At 63.4% G+C, this 21109-nt stretch carries 19 protein-coding genes; 11 read left to right on the top strand and 8 right to left on the bottom strand.

The window, feature by feature from the left end; all coding sequences use genetic code 11:
- The first annotated feature begins 139 nt into the window (after positions 1–139).
- The 3 genes from NDY25_RS10780 to NDY25_RS10770 all read left to right on the top strand — a co-directional run bounded on the left by NDY25_RS10780 (position 140) and on the right by NDY25_RS10770 (position 4339).
- On the top strand, positions 140–1135 hold the full coding sequence (locus tag NDY25_RS10780; protein ID WP_180336581.1) for a glycoside hydrolase family 5 protein: 996 nt from the start codon (positions 140–142) through the stop codon (positions 1133–1135).
- Positions 1136–1520: 385 nt separating this feature from the next.
- Positions 1521–2582 carry a glycoside hydrolase family 5 protein gene (locus tag NDY25_RS10775; protein WP_168959263.1) on the top strand — a complete coding sequence of 354 codons (1062 nt, stop codon included), beginning with the start codon at positions 1521–1523 and terminating at the stop codon, positions 2580–2582.
- A 698-nt stretch (positions 2583–3280) separates the two neighbouring features.
- Complete coding sequence (locus NDY25_RS10770) at positions 3281–4339, top strand: glycoside hydrolase family 5 protein (protein ID WP_168959290.1); 1059 nt, start codon at positions 3281–3283, stop codon at positions 4337–4339.
- 106 nt (positions 4340–4445) lie between these two features.
- Here NDY25_RS10770 and NDY25_RS10765 read toward each other — a convergent pair whose 3' ends face one another.
- Complete coding sequence (locus tag NDY25_RS10765; RefSeq protein WP_251762178.1) at positions 4446–4604, bottom strand: hypothetical protein; 159 nt, start codon at positions 4602–4604, stop codon at positions 4446–4448.
- Positions 4605–4632: 28 nt separating this feature from the next.
- Between NDY25_RS10765 and NDY25_RS10760 the strand changes: the two genes are divergently transcribed.
- Positions 4633–5082 (top strand): PepSY domain-containing protein, encoded by a 450-nt coding sequence (locus NDY25_RS10760; RefSeq protein WP_023901948.1) that lies wholly within the window; start codon positions 4633–4635, stop codon positions 5080–5082.
- 204 nt (positions 5083–5286) lie between these two features.
- Here the strand turns inward: NDY25_RS10760 and NDY25_RS10755 are convergent, their stop codons facing one another.
- Entirely contained in the window at positions 5287–7092 is a 1806-nt protein-coding gene (locus NDY25_RS10755; RefSeq protein ID WP_168959264.1) for a M28 family metallopeptidase, read from the bottom strand.
- 58 nt (positions 7093–7150) lie between these two features.
- Positions 7151–7807, bottom strand: a complete 657-nt coding sequence (locus NDY25_RS10750; RefSeq protein WP_256627928.1) for a DUF4097 family beta strand repeat-containing protein — start codon at positions 7805–7807, stop codon at positions 7151–7153.
- Positions 7808–7904: 97 nt separating this feature from the next.
- On the opposite strand from NDY25_RS10750, the gene NDY25_RS10745 reads away from it, so the two are divergent.
- The gene (locus NDY25_RS10745) at positions 7905–9227 is read left to right on the top strand and encodes a murein hydrolase activator EnvC family protein (protein WP_168959266.1); all 1323 of its coding nucleotides are present in this window, start codon (positions 7905–7907) and stop codon (positions 9225–9227) included.
- 335 nt (positions 9228–9562) lie between these two features.
- Entirely contained in the window at positions 9563–11083 is a 1521-nt protein-coding gene (locus NDY25_RS10740; protein ID WP_256627927.1) for a S41 family peptidase, read from the top strand.
- Positions 11084–11308: 225 nt separating this feature from the next.
- Here NDY25_RS10740 and NDY25_RS10735 read toward each other — a convergent pair whose 3' ends face one another.
- From NDY25_RS10735 to NDY25_RS10725, 3 genes are all read right to left on the bottom strand, one after another.
- The gene (locus tag NDY25_RS10735) at positions 11309–12295 is read right to left on the bottom strand and encodes a D-2-hydroxyacid dehydrogenase family protein (RefSeq protein WP_168959268.1); all 987 of its coding nucleotides are present in this window, start codon (positions 12293–12295) and stop codon (positions 11309–11311) included.
- A complete protein-coding gene (locus NDY25_RS10730; RefSeq protein WP_168959269.1) occupies positions 12295–12615 on the bottom strand; it encodes a DUF1820 family protein in 321 nt (106 codons plus the stop codon). Before NDY25_RS10730 ends, NDY25_RS10735 begins: the two co-directional genes overlap by 1 nt.
- Positions 12616–12726: 111 nt before the next feature.
- Entirely contained in the window at positions 12727–13419 is a 693-nt protein-coding gene (locus tag NDY25_RS10725; protein ID WP_023901941.1) for a rhomboid family intramembrane serine protease, read from the bottom strand.
- 217 nt (positions 13420–13636) lie between these two features.
- Between NDY25_RS10725 and NDY25_RS10720 the strand changes: the two genes are divergently transcribed.
- Positions 13637–14977 carry an outer membrane protein transport protein gene (locus NDY25_RS10720; protein WP_168959270.1) on the top strand — a complete coding sequence of 447 codons (1341 nt, stop codon included), beginning with the start codon at positions 13637–13639 and terminating at the stop codon, positions 14975–14977.
- A 164-nt stretch (positions 14978–15141) separates the two neighbouring features.
- On the opposite strand, the gene NDY25_RS10715 is transcribed toward NDY25_RS10720, so the two are convergent.
- Positions 15142–15969 (bottom strand): YopJ family acetyltransferase, encoded by an 828-nt coding sequence (locus tag NDY25_RS10715; RefSeq protein WP_272164436.1) that lies wholly within the window; start codon positions 15967–15969, stop codon positions 15142–15144.
- A gap of 468 nt (positions 15970–16437) precedes the next feature.
- On the opposite strand from NDY25_RS10715, the gene NDY25_RS10710 reads away from it, so the two are divergent.
- Entirely contained in the window at positions 16438–17142 is a 705-nt protein-coding gene (locus NDY25_RS10710) for a 2OG-Fe(II) oxygenase (RefSeq protein WP_168959271.1), read from the top strand.
- A 124-nt stretch (positions 17143–17266) separates the two neighbouring features.
- Here the strand turns inward: NDY25_RS10710 and NDY25_RS10705 are convergent, their stop codons facing one another.
- Positions 17267–18370, bottom strand: a complete 1104-nt coding sequence (locus NDY25_RS10705; RefSeq protein WP_168959272.1) for a PA0069 family radical SAM protein — start codon at positions 18368–18370, stop codon at positions 17267–17269.
- A gap of 136 nt (positions 18371–18506) precedes the next feature.
- Between NDY25_RS10705 and cls the strand changes: the two genes are divergently transcribed.
- The 3 genes from cls to NDY25_RS10690 all read left to right on the top strand — a co-directional run bounded on the left by cls (position 18507) and on the right by NDY25_RS10690 (position 21090).
- Positions 18507–19967, top strand: a complete 1461-nt coding sequence (cls, locus tag NDY25_RS10700) for a cardiolipin synthase (RefSeq protein ID WP_168959273.1) — start codon at positions 18507–18509, stop codon at positions 19965–19967.
- Between the two features lie 75 nt (positions 19968–20042).
- Positions 20043–20312, top strand: a complete 270-nt coding sequence (locus NDY25_RS10695; RefSeq protein ID WP_168959274.1) for a hypothetical protein — start codon at positions 20043–20045, stop codon at positions 20310–20312.
- A gap of 10 nt (positions 20313–20322) precedes the next feature.
- Positions 20323–21090, top strand: a complete 768-nt coding sequence (locus NDY25_RS10690) for a pyridoxine 5'-phosphate synthase (protein ID WP_168959275.1) — start codon at positions 20323–20325, stop codon at positions 21088–21090.
- Positions 21091–21109 lie beyond the last annotated feature (19 nt).

The raw sequence follows: 21109 nt of genomic DNA, 5'->3' as shown, positions 1-21109 counted from the left end.
AGGTGTTGCATTGTCGTCATGCACGTGGCAGGTCCACGCCAGTGCAATGCACCTCCCCACGCGAATGCTTCAGGAGTCACCCATGTTGCCCCCTCCCCCTCGGACACGCCGGCTGCTTAGCTGCGCGTTCTCATTGCTGCTGCTTGTCATCATGCCGCTTGCACATGCACAGAGCGGCAATCGCCTGAAGTATGCCGGCGTCAATCTCTCTGGCGCAGAAATCAAATCCTCGCAAAAACCCGGCGTGCTCAACGTCGACTACCTGTATCCGGCTGCCAGCGATTACCGCTACTTCGCCGGCAAACACATGAACACCATTCGGCTACCCATCCTGTGGGAGCGCCTGCAACCCAAGGCTGGTGGTGAACTGGATGCGGCGCAATTGGCACTGATCCGCCAGGCAGTCGCCAATGCCAAGGCCGCCAAGGTCTATCTGATTCTGGATGTGCACAACTACGCCAAGTACTACGGCAACAAGATCGGCAGCAGCCGCGTGCCGATCAGCACCTTTACCGATTTGTGGCGCCGTCTGGCGATCGCCTTCAAGAACGACAACGCGGTGATCTTCGGGCTGATGAATGAGCCTTACGACATCAATCCGCAATCCTGGGCCACCGCGGCACAAGCATCGATCGACACCATCCGCAAAACCGGCGCCAACAATCTGATTCTGGTTCCCGGTGCATTGTGGAGCGGCGCGCACAGTTGGTATTCCACCGTTGCCGGGCAATCCAATGCCGTGGCACTGGCATCCATTCGTGACCCGCTCAATCGCTACGCCATCGAAGTGCATCAATACCTGGATACCGACTCCAGCGGTACCAGCGCCGGTTGCGTCAGCAGCACCGTGGGTGCCGAACGCCTGCGCAGTTTTACCCAGTGGCTACGCCTGAATCACAAGCGTGGATTTCTGGGCGAATTCGGCACTGGCAACAACGCAACCTGCAATAGCGCACTCAACAACATGTTGGGGTACATGGAAACCAACAGCGATGTGTGGATCGGCTGGACCTGGTGGGCCGCCGGTGCATGGTGGAACCGGACCTATCCATTCAACGTGCAGCCCGATTCGCAGGGACGCGACAAGCCACAGATGACGATCCTGAGCGCCCGCGCGCAGCGTATCGCCCGCTAACAGCGACACCTCGCATTCGTCTGCAAACCACGCCTCGCCTGCGCTGAGCATGCAGGCGCAACCGTGCACGGCGCCAACGAATCGGCGTCATGCAGTTGGCAGCAGACGCATCCATACGACGTTCTTTCGACAGCACACCGTCCGCGCTGACCGTGTGCCGAAGCGTGCGCGGCCGCTTTTTTCTGCCGCGCGTTACAGCGTGCTGGTGCGGAATGTGACCCCGGCGAATTGTGACTGCGAGTGAGCTCGCACATTTACTTAACGCTCAGTGTGTTGCGCGATCGGGCACAGCCAATGCATTAAGTCCTACCGATGCAGGGCGCTTGGCGCAAATCGCACGCAACCGGCTGCGACGCATCGTCCCCGTCGTTCAAGGAGTTGCTTTATGTCTTCTGTTTCCTGCTCGCTGCGCAGCGTCGTTCGCTGTGCACTGCTTCTCATCCTGCTTGGCGTCTTGCCGCAGGTTCATGCGCAGACACGCGCACTCACCTACGCCGGAGTCAATCTTTCCGGTGCCGAGTTTGCATCGTCGAAAAAGCCGGGAGTCCTCAACAAAGACTACATGTACGCACCTGCCAGCGATTACACCTATTTCGCCGGCGTTGGCATGAATACGATCCGCCTGCCCATTTTGTGGGAGCGTCTGCAACCCAGCGCGCGTGGCGAACTGGATCCGGCGCAATTGGCATTGGTGCAGCAGGCAGTGGCCCGCGCCAAGGCATCGGGCATGTATCTGGTGCTGGATATCCATAACTTTGCCAAATACTACGGTTATAAAATAGGCACTCCTGAAGTGCCGATTGCGACCTTCAGCGATGTATGGCGCCGTCTTGCGCTGGTGTTCAAAAACGATAACGCGGTGATCTTCGCGCTGATGAATGAGCCCAATGGGGTATCGGCAGGTGGTTGGGCAGCCGCTGCACAGGCAGGCATCGACAGCATTCGGGCCACCGGTGCAAACAATTTGATTCTGGTCCCCGGCGTGTTATGGACCGGCGCGCATAGTTGGTACTCGCCCACCAGCGATGGGTATTCCAACGCCACCGCGCTGACCTCCATCTACGACCCCCTCGACAACTATGCGTTCGAAGTGCATCAGTACCTGGATGCCGATTCCAGCGGCACCAGCAATGTCTGCGTCAGTGCCACCGTCGGCGCCGATCGGCTACGCAGTTTCACCGAGTGGTTGCGCCTCAATCAAAAACGCGGTTTCCTTGGCGAATTCGGCACCGGCAACAACGCAGGTTGCAATGCAGCGCTGCAGGGCATGCTCGGGTATATGGAAACCAATGCAGATGTCTGGCTGGGCTGGACGTGGTGGGCTGCCGGTTCATGGTGGAACATCAGTTACGAATACAGCGTACATCCCAACAAGGACGGAACCGACAAGCCGCAGATGTCGATCCTGTCGCCACAGGCGACCCATGCGACACGCTTCAGCCCTTGATGTGATGGCTCGCCATGATCCGATCGAGCCGCCGCAAGGCGGCTCTTTTGTGTGCGTCATCGCAACGTGCGGTCACACAAGTTGGACTCAATATCCAAGTGCAACACCCTCAGTGCAGTTGAAAAGCCATCACCACCTGACTGACGCCGGGGACGGAGGTGTTTCAGTTGGTGCGTGATCCTCTAATGCTAGGGCGCTGGTTGCCCCAGCAGCTTGCTGCCAAGCTCGCATGCATGCATGCATGCATGCATCCGGATGGTCCTGCCCGGCGCGTCAGCCACAAAGCCGTGCAAAGCGCATCGCTTAGTTAATAACGCCTGCGATAAACATAGACGACGACGGCAAACGCTTATGCGTTCGCTGCACGTGCTACTGCATTGTTACGTCAGTGATCCGACGCCGGACCGTTGACAGCGAGCGCGTCCATACGATGGTATTTCGACACAGCGATGCATCTGTCGCGGCTTGAAAAGCCTGCGTTGCCGCATATTCCATGCCCACGTTATAACGCGCTGATTCGAAAAGTGACCTATGCGATATATGACTGCGCATCATTCCCCATATTTACTTCAAGGTTAATTTTCCCGGAGTTCGGTACGGCAGATGCATTAAAGACGACGGATGCGGCGTATTTCGCGCAGATCGCAAGCACAAAGGGTGCTGTGACGCATCTTCCCCGTCGTCTAAGGAGTTGCTTTATGTCTGCCGTTTCTCACTCGCTTCGCAACCTTGTTCGTTGCGCCCTGCTGTTCCTCCTGATCGGCACGTTGCCGCTCGCCCACGCAAGAACGCGCGTACTGAAATACGCCGGCGTCAATCTCTCAGGCGCAGAATTCGCGTCTTCCAAAAAGCCGGGAGTCCTCAACAAGGACTATATGTATCCGGCAACCAGCGATTACACCTATTTCGCAGGTGTAGGCATGAATACCATCCGTCTTCCCATCCTGTGGGAGCGCCTGCAACCGAGTGCGCGCGGCGAATTGGATCCGGCGCAACTGGCATTGGTGCAACAGGCGGTGGCACGCGCCAAGGCATCGGGCATGTATCTGGTGTTGGACATCCACAACTACGCCAAATACAACGGCTACAAGATCGGTAGCAGCGAGGTGCAAAACGCCACGTTCGCCGATTTATGGCGGCGTCTTGCGCTGGTGTTCCGCAACGACAATGCCGTGATCTTCGGCCTGATGAACGAGCCCAATGGCGTATCTGCCAGCGGATGGGCCGGTAGCGCCCAGGCGGCGATCGACGCCATCCGCGCCACCGGTGCCAACAATTTGATCCTGGTCCCAGGCGTTCTCTGGACCGGTGCGCACAGTTGGTCCTCGCTCACAAGCGATGGCTATTCCAATGCCAGCGCGCTGGCGTCCATCTACGATCCCCTCAACAACTACGCGTTCGAGGTGCATCAGTATCTGGACGCAGATTCCAGCGGCACGACCAACGTGTGCGTCAATTCCAGCATCGGTGCCGATCGTCTGCGCAGCTTCACCGAGTGGCTACGCGCCAATCACAAGCGCGGTTTCCTTGGCGAATTCGGCAGTGCCAGCAATAAGACCTGTAATAGTGCGCTGTACGGCATGCTCAAGTACATGAAAAGAAACGACGATGTATGGTTGGGCTGGACGTGGTGGGCCGCAGGTGCCTGGTGGGGCTCCTACGCGTATACCGTACAGCCGAACAAGGACGGCACCGACCGGCCGCAGATGTCGATCCTGTCTCCGTGGGCAGTGGGCGTAACAGGTGTCACACCTTGATGTGATCGGATCGAGCCGCCGCAAGGCGGCTCGATTTTATGCGTCCGTCCGGGCTGTGCATCGTTCTGGCTCCGGTGCGAATCGCAGCGCAGCCATCCTGATCGCGTCATCGACGACCTTGCGCTACCACTGCAGCCACCTCCCGCGGAAGGTAAACATCACGTGCAAGGCGAATGAAGACCAGTGCGAGCATTTCAGCTGCCTGAACTCGTACCACCGCGACGTCGGTTTTTTCACCCGATGGCGATGACAGCGCGTCCAGCATGGGCACACTTCACTGCAGGAGCAGTCTCATGGCACATCGATTGATGAAGACCGCGCTGATCGGCGCACTCGCGCTGGCATCGCATGGCGCATTTGCGCAGGCCGCTGCTGATAAGCCGGCCAAGGCGCTGACGTCCGCCGAAATCACCAGCATGCTCACCAGCAAGGGTTACACCAAGGTGCACGACGTCAAGTTCGAGCACGGAGTGTGGACTGCCGATGCGCGCAGCGGCGATGGCAAGGATGTGGATGTGCGTATCGACCCGGTGACCGGGCGCGTGTACGGCGACCAGACCACCTCCAAGTTGAGCGAGGCCGATATCCGCGCGGCGTTGTCGACCAACGGCTATTCCAACGTGCACGACCTCAAGTTCAAGGACGGCCTGTGGAAGGCCGACGCCGAGCAACGTGGCGGGCAGAAGGTCGACCTGCACATCGATCCGGAAGATGGGCACGTGGTCAGCGCGGACAACGACTGATCCATCACTGACGCAATCGCGTGGTGGTGTTTGAGCACGTTTGCCGGGCAGAACTGCAGCACTGAACAGGGCCTCCAACTGGAGGCCCTGTTTACTGATACCGCAGGCTGCGCGGCCTTGTTATCACCCGCAGCGCCGCAACTCGATCGATCGCAACACGACTCCACACATGCGTGCTTGAGGCCATGCGCGCACTCGGTGTACTCAACGCGCCGGCGCTACCTGCTTGCCATTAGCCTGTTTGCCATCAGCAGCAGAGGCAGGTGCCTGCGGATCCGCTACTGCACTCGCACCCGGCTTGCCGACCATCATGCGGTCGCGCGCGGCCTTGAATGGATTGCCGGCATACCAGTTGGGCCAACGCTCGCCAGCGGCGACTTCCTTGCCCACGCCATACACCGCCTGCAGATCTTCGATGGTGCCATCGAGTTTCCAGGTGGCCGCATCGTACTGATCGCCAGGGGCATGGTAGCGATTGCGCCCATAGTCTTCGGCGGCTGCACGTCCGGCAGCGGTGCCGCCCTCGCGCAGGTCTTCGCCGCCATCGGCGTACAGCGCCGGCACACCGGCCTTGGCGAAGTTGAAATGATCCGAGCGGAAATACGAGCCGCTCTGCGGTGTGGCCTCAGCGTGCAGGGTGCGGCCCTGCATCGCGGCGATCGGCTTGAGAATGTCTTCCAGCTCCGAGCTGCCCATGCCCACTACGGTGACATCGCGCGCACGTCCGGCCACCGACATCGCATCCAGGTTGATCACCGCGGCGATCTTGTCCAGCGGGAAACTCGGGTTGGCCACGTAATACTTGGACCCGAGCAAACCGGATTCTTCCAGCGTCACCGCCACAAACACCACCGAGCGTGCCGGCTTGGGATCCTGATGCGCGAACGCATCGGCGATTTCCAGAATGCCGGCCACGCCGGTCGCGTTGTCCACCGCGCCGTTGTAGATGTTGTCGCCGCTCTCGCCCGGATGCTTGCCCAGGTGATCCCAATGCGCCATGTACAGCACCGCCTCATCGGCGTGGCTGCTGCCCGGCAGCACCCCGACCACATTGCGTGAGGTCTTTTCGGCGATGGTGCTCTTCAGGTCCACCGACCAGCTGGCCTTCAACGGCACCGGCTTGAAGCCGCGCTTGCTGGCGTCCTTGTAGGCCTGCGCCAGGTCCAGCCCGGCGTTGGCGAACAACTGCTTGGCGGTCTCGGCGCTGATCCAGCCCTGCACCGGCAGGCGCGGGTCGGTGTCGTCCTTGGCCGGCAGGTCGTATTGCGGGCCGGCCCAAGAATTCTTCACCACATCCCAGCCGTAGCTGGCGCCGGGCGTGTCGTGCACGATCAGCGCGGCGGCGGCGCCCTTGCGCGCGGCCTCTTCGAACTTGTAGGTCCAGCGCCCGTAGTAGGTCATGCGCTTGCCATCGAACAACTTGGCATCGCCGGTATGGAAGCCTGGGTCGTTGACGAACATCACCACCGTCTTGCCCTTCCAGTCCTGGCCGGCGTAATCGTTCCACTGTTGCTCGGGTGCATCCACGCCGTAGCCGACGAACACCAGCTCGCTGTTGTCCAGCTTGACCTCGGCCTGGCCGGTGCGCGTGCCCACCACGATGTCGGTGCCGAAGGCCAGCGCGCGCGTCTGATCGCCGCTGCGCAGGCTGGGTGCGGTGGCTGCATCGGCGGTGGTTTCCACCATCGGCACGTCCTGGAACCAGCTATCGCCATTGCCCGGCTGCAGCCCGATGCGCTGCATCTGGTCGCGGATATAGGTAACGGTCTTCTCTTCGCCCGCTGTGCCCGGGCCGCGTCCTTCGAAATCGTCCGAGGCCAGCGTCTTGACCAACTCGGCGAAATCGCCGGTCGTCATCTCCGGCGAGAACGCGTGCCGGCTGACCGGTGCGCTGGGTGCGGTATCGGCGGGAGTCTGCGCGCTGGGCGCGGCAGGTGCGTCGGCGGGCTCACGTTTGCAGCCGGCCAGGGCCAGCGTCGCGGCCAGGCACAACAGGATCTTGCGGGGCATCGGGACTCCTCGTGCGGCGAAGGTCCCCCGATTCTAGGCGCTGACTGTGGTGAGCGCGTCAGTCCCTGGGCGCCACGTCGCTGTCGAAACTGCGCGCAGTGGCGCCGGTGACCGCGCCGATCCTGGCGGTGCGATGCACATACAGGCTGACCTCGCGCTCGAACTGCAGCTGCCCATCCACCACCGCATTGGGGCCGATCACCACCCGCGGCTTGCGCGATGGCTTGAACGAAAGACTGAAATTGGGCTTGGTGACCTCGATCCCGCCATGCACATGCGAGCCCACCCCCACGGTGATGTCGCCGTTGACGGTCTCGATGTCCTTGCCGAGCTCGGTTTCCACCAGACCGATGCTGCCGTTGACGGTTTCCACGCCGCCGCTGATCTGGCTGCCGCGCTCCACCAGAATGCTGCCGTTGACCGTTTCCAGCCCGCCGGACACCACCACTTTCTGGCCCAGCGTGATCGCACCATTGACGGTGGAGACGCCACCGGTGCGCGCGCGCTCGCCGATCTGGATGCTGCCGTTGACGGTTTCCACGCTCTTGGTCTGCGCACCGGCACCGATTTCGATGGAGCCGTTGACGGTGTCCAGGGCGCCATAGGATTGGCCGGCCTCGGCGCTGATGCGGCCGTTGACCTTGCTGATGTCCTCGTTGGCCCAGGCGCTCGTGCAGACCAGGGACACCATCAGGAGAAGATGCTGGGACTTCATGCTGAACCTCGCGCGGCGGCGGCTATCTGGGGCGTGGCGGCGATCACACCATGCTTGGCTACAATCGCGCACCTGCCTGAAGTCACTGGACCGTTCGTTGCCTCCTTCGCCCGCACCGCGCTCGCGCCTGCCGCTTGCCCCTGCCACCGGCCGCTCACGCGCGTGGCTGGCGGCGGCCATGCTGGCTTGTGCGCTGCTGGCTTGCACACTGCTCGGCAGCGCCGGTGCAAGCGCGCAAAGCCAGCGCGAGGCCGAGCGCAAACTGCAGCAGCTGCGCGATGAATTGAAGACCATCACTGCCGACCGGCGCGAACTGGAAGGCAAGCGCGGCACCGCCGCCCAGCAGTTGCGCCAGGCCGATGAAAAGGTGGCCAAGACCGCACGCGCACTGAGCGAGACCGAATCGGCCATGCGCGAGCAGGAGCAGCATCTGGGCAAACTGCAGCAGGATCGCGCGCAGTTGCAGCGCGGCCTGCAGACCCAGCGCGTGCAGCTGGCCGCGTTATTGCGCGCCGCCGATCAGGTCGGTCGCAATGCGCCGTTGAAGGTGCTGTTGTCGCAAGACACGGTGGGCGATGCCACGCGCAGGCTGGCCGACCATCGTTACGTGCAGAACGCGCGCGCGCAGCGCATCCAGGCGCTGACCACGCAGCTGGAGGCCTTGGCGAAGGTAGAACAGGACATCGCCAGCCGGCGCCAGGCACTGGATAGCGCGCGTGCGCAGCAAAAAGCGCAGGCCTCTTCGCTGCAGAAGGATCGCTCGCAGCAGGCGGTCACCGTCGCCCAGCTGGACGACCGCTACAAACAGCGCGCCGAACGCGAAAAAGCCCTGGGCCAGGACGCCAAGTCGCTGGAACAGTTGCTCGCCAATCTGCGCGCGGCCGCCGCCAAGGCCGAAGCCGAACGGCGCGCGGCCGCCAAGCGCGCCGCAGCCGAAGCCGCCGCGCAGGCAAAGCGCGCCAAAACCGATCGTCCCGATCGCTCCGACCGGCCGGGCAAGACGCCGCCCAAGGTCATCGCCAGCGCGCCGGCCCCCAAGGTCGGTGGGCTGAGCTGGCCGGTGTCGGGCAACCTGCTGGCCCGCTTCAACGCCACCTTGCCGGACGGCCACACCAGCAAGGGCGTGCTGATCGGCGCGCCCAAGGGCAGCACCGTCAGCGCAGTGGCCGATGGCACGGTGGTGTTCTCCGACTGGATGACCGGCTACGGCATGATCCTGATCGTGGACCACGGCAACGGCTACATGAGCCTGTACGCGCACAACGACACGCTGTTGCGCGATGCTGGCGCCTCGATCAAGCGCGGCGAGGCGGTGGCCAAGGTCGGCAGCTCGGGCGGGCAGGGCGTGCCGGCGTTGTACTTCGAACTGCGTCGCAACGGGCAGCCGGTGGATCCGTCGAGCTGGTTGCAGCGGCGCTGAGTGCAGGTGCGGTGTGCGGTGAGCCGCGCGCTGCCGCGTCCCGGCGACCAGACGTGCATCGCGTTGAAGCGACCATTGAGGCGACCACTCAGGGAACCGGGACAAGCTGCTTGCGCAGCCATCGGGCGGGCGCTCCCGGTACGGTGTCGCCAATGCCCGGCAGCGCGTCTGGGCGCGTCATCGCCAGCACGATGCGCACCGCACAGCGACGCCACCGCGCATGCACCTGCGCAGTGGCGGCCGGCAACGGCAATTCAACGCGGATTTATCGCTGCTTCGCGCATAATCCAGGCGGCGCCACGTTGTGGGGCGTCTTCTCTCTTCCGGAGTGCTTCATGCGCGTAGCTGTCCTGTCCGTTGCCCTGTCGCTGGCCTTGTTCGCGTCGCCCGGTTGGGCACAGAAGGCCGGCACCGCCGCCGCCCAGGCCACTGCGGACGATCCGGAAGCCAATGAAGCCGCCGTGTCCAAGGTGCCGCTGGAGGAGATCCGCCGCTTCGTGGCGGTCTACAACGCGGTCAAGCAGGCGTATGTGGATCCGGTCGAAGACAAGAAGCTGATGCATGCCGCCGTACGTGGCCTGCTCTCGGATCTGGACCCGCACAGCACCTATTTCGACAAGGAAGACGCCGAGGCCTTCGACGAGCAAGCCACCGGCGCCTACGACGGCATCGGCGTGGAATTGCTGCAGCAGCAGGACAACACGCTCAAGGTGATCGCCCCGATCGACGACACCCCGGCCGCGCGCGCCGGCATCCGCGCCGGCGATGTGATCGTGGCCATCGACGGCAAGCCGATCGACGCCAGCAAGGCGATGGAGCCGCTGCGTGGCGAATCCGGCAGCAAGGTCACCCTGACCATCCTGCGCGAGAAGACGCCCAAGCCGTTCGACGTCACCCTGCAGCGCGAGACCATCCGCGTGGCCAGCGTGCGCAGCAAGCTGCTGGAACCGGGCTACGGCTATATCCGCATCAGCACCTTCCAGGCCGACACCGGTGCCGACTTCCAGAAGAACCTCAAGCAACTGCAGGCCGGCGGCAAGTTGCGCGGCCTGGTGCTGGATCTGCGCAGCAATCCGGGCGGCCTGCTGACCGCCGCGGTACAGGTCGCCGACGATCTGCTCGACAAGGGCAACATCGTCAGCACCCGCGGACGTATTTCGATCAGCGATGCCAAGTTCGACGCCACCCCAGGCGATCTGCTCGGCGGGGTGCCGGTCATCGTGCTGGTGGACGCCGGCTCGGCCAGCGCCTCGGAAGTGCTGGCCGGCGCGCTGCGCGACAACCAGCGCGCGCGCATCATCGGCAGCCGCACCTTCGGCAAGGGCTCGGTGCAGACCGTGCTGCCGCTGGACAACGGCGACTCGGTCAAGCTCACCACCGCGCGCTATTACACGCCCAGCGGCAAGTCGATCCAGGCCAGCGGCATCGTGCCGGAAGTGCTGCTCACCCCGGAACCGCAACCGGGCGACGCCGACCTGCCGGCCAGCCTGACCGACTACAGCGAAGCCACCTTGCCCGGCCATCTGCGTGGCGATGCCGAGGGCGAAGAGGGCTATAGCGCCGGCGACGTACTGCCGGGCGATGGCCCGATCGCCGCCGCATTGGCCGAACTCAAGCAGCCCGGCTCGGCCGCCAAGGCCCAAGCCGCGCTCAAAGCCAAGGCACAGGCAGCGCAGAAGGCCAAGGCCGCCAAGACAGCGGCCGAACCCAAGCCGGCAGCAGCGCGTCCGGCGACCGGCGACAAGCCCAAGCCCACCGACAAGCCCACCGAACCGGCTGAAAAAGCCAAGCCAGCGGCGCCAGCCGAACCGACCGCGCCTGCGGAAAAACCCAAGCCGGCCGAACCGGTCAAGTAATCCGGACACGGCGCAGCGGGTGAGCTACACCCGCTGCGCACTCGGCGCGATCGATGTGCGCAGGCACTGCAACGCCATCTACCCGCACACCTCGATCACCCGGCAACCGTAGCGCTGACCGGATGTAACGTCACGCAACGAGCCGCGCCGCAGCGCTGATGCTTTTGTAGGAGCGACCTTGGTCGCGAGAAGCCTTCCCGAACGCGATCACCACTCAAACAACCGCTATCGCGCAATCGCCAACGCCTCGGGATTGACCAGATTGCGCGGCGTGCCTGCGGCAAACGCCAGCACATTGTCGAATGCCGCTTCGAAGTACAGCGCGTAGCTGTCGCGTTCCACATAGCCCAAATGCGGCGTCGCCAACACGCGCGGGTGCTGCAGCAACGCATCGCGCGCATCCAGCACCGGCTCACGTTCGAACACATCCACCGCCGCCTGCGCCGGACGGCCTGCGTCCAACGCGGCCAACAGCGCACCTGGCGCGATCAATTCGGCGCGGCTGGTGTTCACCAGCAAGGCATCGCGGCGCATGCGCGCCAGATCGTCCACGGTCACCTGATGGCGTGTCTGCGCGCTCAGGCGCCGATGCAGCGACAGCACATCGCTGCGTTCGAACAGGTCCTCGCGGCTGGCGGCGATCTCGAACCCATCGCCCGCGGCCTGCGCGCAGGAGGCTTCGCCGCCCCACACCAGCACCTGCATGCCGAACGCACGCCCGAAGCCGGCCACGCGCTGGCCGATCCGCCCATAACTCCAGATGCCCAAGGTGCGCCCGTGCAGCACGCGTCCCAACCCGGGATCACCCAGCGCCTGCCAGCGGCCCTGATGCAGCGCGCGCTGGTACTCGGTCAGCCGCCGGCTGGCCGACAGGATCAAGGCCCAGGTCAGCTCGGCCGGCGCCACCGGCGAGCCGACGCCTTCGGCCACTGCCACCCCGAACTCGGTGCACGCGGCCACATCCACATGTGCGCCCACCCGCCCGGTCTGGCTGATCAACTTGAGCCGTGGCAAACGCCGCAGCAGCGTGGCATCCACGCGGGTACGCTCGCGAATCAGCACCAGCGCATCGGCTTCCACCAGCCGCTCGGCCCATTCGTTGGGATCGGTGGCCAGCGCACCCAGCACCTGCACATCGTGCCCTTGCAACCGTTGCAAACAGGGCAGCTGGCGGACGGCGCCCTGGTAATCGTCGGGCACCAGGATGCGCATCAGCGCGGCTTGGTCGGCAGCGGGAACGGCGTGACCACCTTGTCGCCGGTGGTGGCATCGCGGATCACCGACTGGCCTTTCTTCTCGACCTCTTCGATCCGCACGATGCTCTGCATCGGCAGGTGCAGCGTCTTGGTATTGCCGAACTCTTCGCGCAACCGTTCTTCGGTGGGATCCACCACCAACCCGTCGTGCACGTCGAACACCAGCTCGCCGATCTGGTTGAAGCCCCACAGATGGCTGCTGGTGACCTCGCGCGCGTAAAGCTCGTACACCTTGCCATGATTGTGGAAGGTGACTTTGTACAAAGGTTTGACCATGCCAGCGATTATAGGCGCGCCAGCATGGCCGAGGCAGCGCAACCGGTCACTGCCAGAACGCAACGCCCGCATCAGCGTCGTCGGGCCATCCACCACGCGTCGCTCGCCGCGTTAAAACCCGTGGCGCTTGCGCAGCCGCCGCGCGATCGCCGCGCGCACGTACAGGCCATAGACGATCCCGAACACGAAACCGGCGATATGCGCCGACCACGCCACCATGCCGAACGCCGGGCCGATGTAGGCGAACACCACCTGCAGCATCGCCCACACCCCGATCAGCAACGGCGCCGGCACCCGGATGAATTCCAGAAACACCCCCAGCGGCAGCACCACGCCCAGCTTGGCGCCGGGAAACAGCGCCAGATAGGTGCCGATCAATGCCGACACCGCGCCCGAGGCGCCGATGATCACCCGGTCCGGCGTGCCGATCGCAAAGATCGCCGCCAGGTTGGAGGCCGCGCCGCCGACCAGAAACAGCAGCAGCAACCGCCACGGCCCCAGAATGCGCTCGGCCGGCAGCCCGAAGATCAGCAGGAACACCAGGTTGCCGAGCAGATGCGACCAGTCGGCATGCAGGAACAGGGCCGTGAACAGCCGCAGCACGCTGCCGTCGCGCAGGGTCGCCCACCAGTCGCCCAGGTTGGAGACGCCGCTGGACAGCGCGCCCCAGTCCAGCCATAGCGTGTTGCGCGCCTCGCCTGGCCGGCTGATCGACCACAGGTAAGCCAGCCAGACGGTTGCGAACAGCAACGGCACCGCCCAGCGGGGGGTAGGTTTCTTGCGGGAGGGGAGAGAGACGAACATCGGAGTGGCACTCTAGCGGGTTCACGCTCCTGAACCCATCCCCAACCTGTCCAGCCAGCCAAAACGCACTTCGTTATTGTTCGGTTAATCGTCGTGGTTATACTGCGTACGGCGTCGTATGTCGGGGGGGGGTCTCCGGCGCGCTCCAGCTGCTGTTTGGCGCTGGGCGCGGGCGCTGTACCGACCACTGCAGTCTTTATCCGGAGAGCAACAACTTATGCCTACCGCTTCCACTCTCAGCCGCGCCACCCTGTTGGCCGTTGGTATCGCCGGTGTGCTGGCCGTTGGCCAAGCCCACGGCGCCGCGTTCCAGCTGAAGGAAAACAGCGCCAAGGGTCTTGGCCGCGCCTTCGCCGGTTCCGGCAGCGCCCCCGATGACGCCTCGATCATCGCCAACAACCCGGCCGGCATGCGTCAGCTCGACGGCCGCCTGTTCCAGGCCGACGTCAGCGCCATCCACTTCTCGGCCAAGTTCCAGCCCGACACCGCCACCTACGCCAACGGCGCCCCGGTTTCCGGCGGCAATGGCGGCGATGCCGGCATGATTGCGCCGGTCCCGGCGATGTACTTCCACGTGCCGTTCGGCGAAAACGACAACATGCACCTGGGTACCTCACTGACCGTGCCGTTCGGCTTCAAGACCGACTACGACCGCGACTGGGTCGGCCGCTACCACGGCACCAAGACCGAGCTGCAGGCGCTCGACTTCAACGTCGCCTTCTCCTACGACGTGAACCCGTACGTGTCCTTTGGTGCCTCGGTGTTCGCCGAGCGTCTGGATATCGACCTGGCCAACGCCGTGGATTTCGGCAGCATCCTGGCCGCCCGCCGCGTGCCGGGCTTTGCGCCGGGCAGCGCCGATGGTTACTCGCGCATCAAGGGCAACAGCACCGAAGTGGGCTTCACCCTGGGTGGCTTGTTCAGCATCGATGAGAACACCCACATCGGCTTCAGCTACCGCTCGGAAGTGGAGCACAAGATCACCGACGGCGATGCCGACTTCACCACGCCGGGCAATGCCGCCAGCGTGCTGGCTGTCGCCGCACCGGGTACCTTCGTCGACACCAAGGGCCGCGCCACCGTCACGTTGCCGGCCAGCGCCACCGCCAGCTTCACCCACAACGTGAACGAGCAGTGGTCGATCATGGCCGACGTCACCCGCACCGCCTGGAGCAAGTTCGACCAGGTGACGGTGGACTTTGCCTCCAATCAGCCCGACAGCGTGCTGGACTTCTCCTACCGCGACACCACCTTCGCCTCGATCGGTGCCGACTACCGCATGAGCGAGAGCCTGACCCTGCGTGGCGGCCTGGCCTACGACCAGACCCCGACCACCGCCGAGCACCGCGACGTGCGCGTGCCGGATGCGAGCCGCAAGTGGCTCTCGCTGGGTCTGAGCTGGCGTCCGTCGGACAAGGCCGAGTACAACTTCGGCTACACGCACCTGTTCACCAGCGACCCGACCAGCGACACCCGCAGCGCCACCGGCGACCGCCTAGCCGGTAGTTACGAGGTACAGGGCAATATCCTGGCTGCCTCGATCAACTACAAGTTCTGATCGGCGCTTCAAGGTATGCATGATGCTGTGCATTTAGATTTCTGATCAAAGTTGGTACAGCTCGGCATCGTCGCAAGGCCAACTAAAACGGCGCTTCTCCCGGTAGGTAAAAGCGCCGTTTTCCTTAAGCGAACAACATTACAACGCATTCCATTGAATGTTCCTCAAGACTCCAGTGCATGACGAATCTTTCGGGCTCTGGAAGCTTCAATTGAAATGCTATAGCTTTTCTCGCGCTCGACCCGAAACTGCTCCAGTCTGCTGCTTAGTGACTCCTTGTAGCGAGCGGATCTGCCGGATCTGACATCAGTATCCGATGCGCCAGGCTGTGCCGCATCGAGTTGGTCGATAGTACGACGGGAATGCGCATGCTTGTAGAAATTTGCAGGCAATAAGTCAATCCCGCAAAGCACGTACACACCAAGTCCCATAAGGTACGAATTTTGTGGACGCATTTTCTGAATCTTTCCCTTTTTCCGCAGATCTTTATGCCATTCATCGAAGCTGTTTCTTTCCTGGTATGCCGCCAGGGCGTAGTCGAGCGAAAACAGCACACAATCATCCTTTGACTTCTGTGCTTCTGCCTCAATGACTGCGAACGATATATTTTTACCGAACTGGGTTGCTAGGTTTTGTCTCATCTTCACAAACCCCGGCATATGTTGTGGATTAAGTGCAGACGCAGGCTCCAGTGCAATGATGCTCGTGTGACCACTTTCATGGTTGCGCACGTCGAAAGCCACCCGATGCCACCGTCCGGCTTCTTCGTCAAGCCTTACTACCGCCCTGCAAGGCAGTCCTGTCTTACGCCAGCGATGCAGATCTTGAACAAACTCATGCGGTGAGTCATAACAGCGTAAATTGAGATTATTTAGCCTTGTGTCGTATGACCGGACAAGATGAGGCAGATTATTTATTTCCATTGTTAAAATTTGAGCACTTATTGGCTCATTTCTCTGCAACTGCTCCAGCGTTGCGTTAGCATAAGTCACAAGGTCCGGCGGAGCTGAATATGCATGCGCTTCCACCGCCGCCGATAACGCCTCGGCTTTTTTGCGAGGCCGGTTCGGGAGAGCAGAAAACGCCGGATTACTGGGTGGAGATGCGGGGGTGTAGATGCTCTGCTACTGGCAGGCGAGTTTGGCTCCGGAACATTATTCCGGGAACGACTGCTGCTTGCATTGCCTGCGCCAAACGCCCTTAAAAAGCTTTTCATCTCATTTCCTAGTATTACCAGCTAATCGACAACATTGCCGGCGGGCAGGCTATTTTTTCTCTTGAAGAGTGAAGTCAGTAGCGCGAAAAAGGTCACTTAGACACGAAGTATTGATGTATGCAGTCTCTGGACAACGCGCCGCCGCTGCGCGGCTCTCTTGCCACAGAGTGAGGCGTCGTTCCACTTTGCCGGCAGCCCCAGCCTGCTCGCGCGCACGCCGTGGCGGGATTACTATCGTCATGACATGGACCGACCCGACTTCATCCAGATCACCGACAACGCCATCGCGCGCGAGGACTGCGCGGCCATCGTGCAACGCATGCGCGCCAGCCAGCAGCTGCAGCCGGGGCGCGTGGGCAGCGGCGTGTTTCCCGAACTCAAACACAGCCGCGATCTGCGCATCAGCGGCGTGGCCGAGTGGGCGGAAGTGGAAAACCGCCTGCAACAAGCGGTGTTCGAAGGCCTGCTCGGCTATCTGCGGCGCTATCCGCAAGCGTTGATCTCGCCGCTGATGCTGCAGGTCACCACCGACGACGGCAGCCCGCATCGCCTGGTTGCCGAAGACATCGTGCAGATGAGCGATCAGGCACTGGGCGATCTGGCGCGCACCTGCCTGCGCCCGGCAGCGATCAATCTGCAGTGGTACGCCGCCGACCAGGGCGGTTATCCGTACTGGCATTGCGAGCTGTATCCACGCGATGCCAGTGCCGAAACGCTGCACCGCCATCTGCTATGGACGCTCTACCTCAACGAGGAGTTCGAGCACGGCGAAACCGAGTTCCTGTTCCAGCAACGCAAGGCCCGCCCACGCACCGGCAGCCTGCTGATCGCTCCCACCGCATTCACCCACACCCACCGCGGCAACCGCCCGGTCGGCGGCGACAAGTTCATTGCGACCAGCTGGATCTTGTTTCAGTCGGCGCAGGCTTTGTATGGCGGGGATTCGTGATTCAGGATTGGGGATTCGCAAGAGCGGGGACTGCAGTGCTGCTGCTGTGACGCATCCCTAATCCCGACTGCCGAATCACGGCTGCTCTTACGAATCCACAATCCCGAATCACAAATCCCCGCCCCTAAAACAACTGCCCCTGCGGCGATTCCTCGATCGGCTTGACCGGCTTGGCCGGCGGAGCAGGGCGCCGAAACTTCCCCGTGTCCAACGGCGGCATCTGGCGTGCATCGAAACCGGCGCGGCGGTGGGCCAGCGCGAAGCGTCTCGCCAGCAGATCCGCATACACGCCTTGTCCGCGCATGCGGGTGCCGAAGGCGCTGTCGTAATCCTTGCCGCCGCGCAGCTGCTGGATCGTGCTCATCACATGCTCGGCGCGTTGTGGATGATGGGTCTGCAACCAGTCGCGGAACAGCGGCGCCACTTCATGCGGTAGCCGCAGCAATACGTAGCCGGCACTGTGGGCGCCAGCATCGGCGGCGGCCTGCAGGATCGCTTCCAGTTCGTGATCGTTGATCCACGGAATCACCGGCGCGGCCATCACCCCGACCGGCACGCCGGCCTCGTGCAATGCACGCATCGCGCGCAGGCGTGCATGCGGCGCGGACGCGCGCGGTTCAAGCTTGGCCGACACGTGCGGGTCGAGCGTGGTCACCGAAAAGTACACGTTGACCAACCCCTCGCGCGCCAGCGGCGCAAGCAGATCCAGATCGCGCGTCACCAACGCGTTCTTGGTAATCAGCGTGAACGGATGCCGCGTCTCCCACAGCACTTCGATCAATTGCCGCGTCAGCGCGTGCTTACGTTCGATCGGCTGATACGCATCGGTGTTGATGCCCAATGCGATCGGGCTGGGTACATAGCTGGGCCGCGACAACTCGCGCCGCAACACCTCCGGCGCATTGGTCTTGGCGAACAACTTTGTTTCGAAATCCAGTCCGGGCGAGAGATTGAGATACGCATGCGAGGGCCGCGCAAAGCAGTAGCTGCACCCATGCTCGCAACCCCGATAGGGATTCACCGATTGCGAGAACCCGATATCCGGCGATTGATTGCGGCTGATGATGCTGCGTGCGGTTTCCTCGGTGACCTGCGTGCGCAATGCGGGCGAAGCGAACTCTTCGCTGTCGTCGGCGTGCCAGCCATCGTCCACCGCCTGCTGGGTGGTGACTTCGAAACGTCCGGGCAGATGGCCGGTCGCACCCCGGCCTTTGATCGCAGTTGCCATTGCGCCATCGTACGGCCGGCAGGTCTCACGTGGCGCGACCGCGCACGCGACCCGATGACGCTTTCATCCCCGTGCACCGCCGTCGCGTTGGCTGCCTGGTCATCGCGGTAAAGCGTGCGGGCCGTAGAATCCGCGCATGCTCGCATCTGCACAGGGCGAGTGGGACTGGCTGGCCACCATTCCACACCTCGAAGCGCTCCTCCTGGCCGCCTATGTGTTGTACCTGCTGTGGATCGCCAGCTGGATCGTGCTGCAGAAGCGCGAGCCGGTGGCCACGCTGAGCTGGGTGCTGTCGTTGGCCGCGCTGCCGTATCTGGGCCTGCTGATCTATTACTGGCTCGGCCCGCAGAAGGTCAAGCGCCAGCGCCTGCGCCGCGGCCGTTCGCGCTCGGGCATGGAAAGCTACGACAGCGTCTGCCCACCCGACGCCGACTGCACCGAGCTGGCCAGGATCGCCCAGTCCACCACCGGCCTGGCGCCCAGCAGCGCCACCGAAGTGCACTGGCTGGTCGACGGCGCGGCCACCTACGCCGCCATCATCGAGGCGATTCATCACGCGCGCGACCACATCCATCTGGAGTACTACATCTTCCAGCCGGACCGCAGCGGCACCGCAATCTGCGAGGCCTTGATGGAACGCGCGCGCGCCGGCGTCAAGGTGCGCTTGTTGCTGGATGCGGTGGGTTCTTCGGCGATGACACGGCGCAGCCTGCGCACGCTGCGCGAGGCCGGGGTGGAGACCGCCTGGTTCCATCCCTCGCAGTTGCTCAAGCCGTTCAAGCGGCCGTGGTTGAACCTGCGCACCCACCGCAAGGTGATCGTCATCGATGGGCGGATCGGCTTCACTGGCGGCATCAACGTCACCGACGACGAGAACGAGCAGGTGCGCAGCGACGCCTACCGCGACCTGCACGTGCGTCTGCAAGGCCACGTGGTGCGCAGCCTGCAGCTGGTGTTCCTGGAGGACTGGCTCTACGCCACCCGGCAGGGCCGCCCGGCCTTCCACGGTCAACAGCTGTGGCCGGAGGATGTGCCGACCCGCGCGCAAGGCGATGTCGATGCGCAGGTGCTGGTGTCGGGGCCGGATTCCTCGTGGGAGGCGATCCATCGGCTGATGGTCGCTGCGATCCACGAAGCCAGGCATCGGGTCTGGCTGGTCACGCCGTACTTCGTCCCAGGCGAGGCCGCGCGCATGGCACTGACCTCGGCCGCATTGGGCGGCCTGGACGTGCGCCTGCTGGTGCCGCGCGTCAGCGATTCGCGCCTGGTCACCTACGCGGCACGCTCGTATTTCGACGAACTGCTCGAAGCCGGCGTGCGCATCTACGAGTACGGCCCGCGCATGCTGCACACCAAGGCGCTGCTGGTCGACGATGAGATCAGTATCGTCGGCAGCGCCAATTTCGACAGCCGCAGCTTCCGGCTGAATTTCGAGTTGTCGATGCTGTTTCGCGACCAGGCGGTGGCGGCGGAACTGGCGGGGCTGATCGGCAGCGACCTGGAAAAAGCCCAGGAAGTGCGATTCGTACGCCGCCGCCCCCTGTGGCGCTCGCGCCTTCCCGAAGCCTTCGCACGGCTGCTGTCGCCGTTGCTCTGAACCTTGCCCACCGCGCCCACGTGGAACCGCACCGGGCGCGGCGCTACACTGCCGCCACTGATTGGGGAGCTCGTCATGCACTGGCTGTTTCTGCTTATGGCACTGGGTGCGCTGGTGCTGGCTTTCAGCACGCCGCACGTGTGGTTGCTGGTGGTCTCGCTGCTGGTGGCATTGCTGCTGCTGTTGCTGTGGACGCGCGGCTGGTTCGCATCGCGCATGGACGATACCCAGCGCGATACCAGCAGCATGATCGACCCGGCAGAACTGCGCCGCCTGCGCGAAGTGGCCGAGGCCCGCAAAGCGGCCGCACTCAACGCCACGCGCGATGGCGAGCCGCAGGCCTGAGAGCGACGTCGTGACCACCCAGCTCAGCGTCAACGTCAACAAGATCGCGGTGCTGCGCAATTCGCGCGGCGGGCACGATCCCGATGTCGTGCAGGCCGCACGCGCCTGCATCGCGGCAGGTGCGCACGGCATCACCGTGCATCCGCGCCCGGACCAGCGGCATATCCGCGCCGACGACGTGCTGGCGCTGAGCGCGCTAACACGCGAACACGCGGTTGAGTTCAATATCGAAGGCAACCCGTTCGCGCCATCGCGCGACGGTTATCCCGGGCTGCTGGAGCTATGTCGCCTCACGCGCCCCGAGCAGGTCACCCTGGTGCCCGACGGCGACGGGCAACTGACCTCCGACCGCGGTTTCGACTTTTCACAGGACACCGCACAGCTCGCCGCACTGATTGCCTCGTTCAAGGCGATTGGTGCGCGCGTCAGTTTGTTTGTCGATGCCGGTAATGCCGAGATCGCTCAAGCGGCAGTGCTCGGTGCAGATCGCATCGAGTTGTACACCGGCCCGTATGCGCAGGCGCATCTGAGCGGGCAGCCGGATGCTGCATTCGCGCTGTTTGCCGGTGCCGCACAACGTGCCAGCGCCGCAGGGTTGGGCATCAATGCCGGGCATGATCTGTCGCAGGACAACCTTGGCGATTTTCTCAACGCCGTCCCCGGCGTGCTCGAAGTCTCGATCGGCCACGCGCTGATCAGCGAAGCCTTGTATCGAGGTCTGGAGGCGACTGTGCGCGCGTATCTGGAGATATTGCGCAGTCCATCGGCTAGCGTTTGAGAGATTCAATCGTCTAAGC

The organism is Xanthomonas hortorum pv. pelargonii (assembly GCF_024499015.1).
In the GTDB taxonomy this organism is placed as follows: Bacteria; Pseudomonadota; Gammaproteobacteria; order Xanthomonadales; family Xanthomonadaceae; genus Xanthomonas; species Xanthomonas hortorum_B.
The sequence above is the reverse complement of the archived record's forward strand: the minus strand, read 5'-3'. Positions and strand labels throughout refer to the sequence as shown.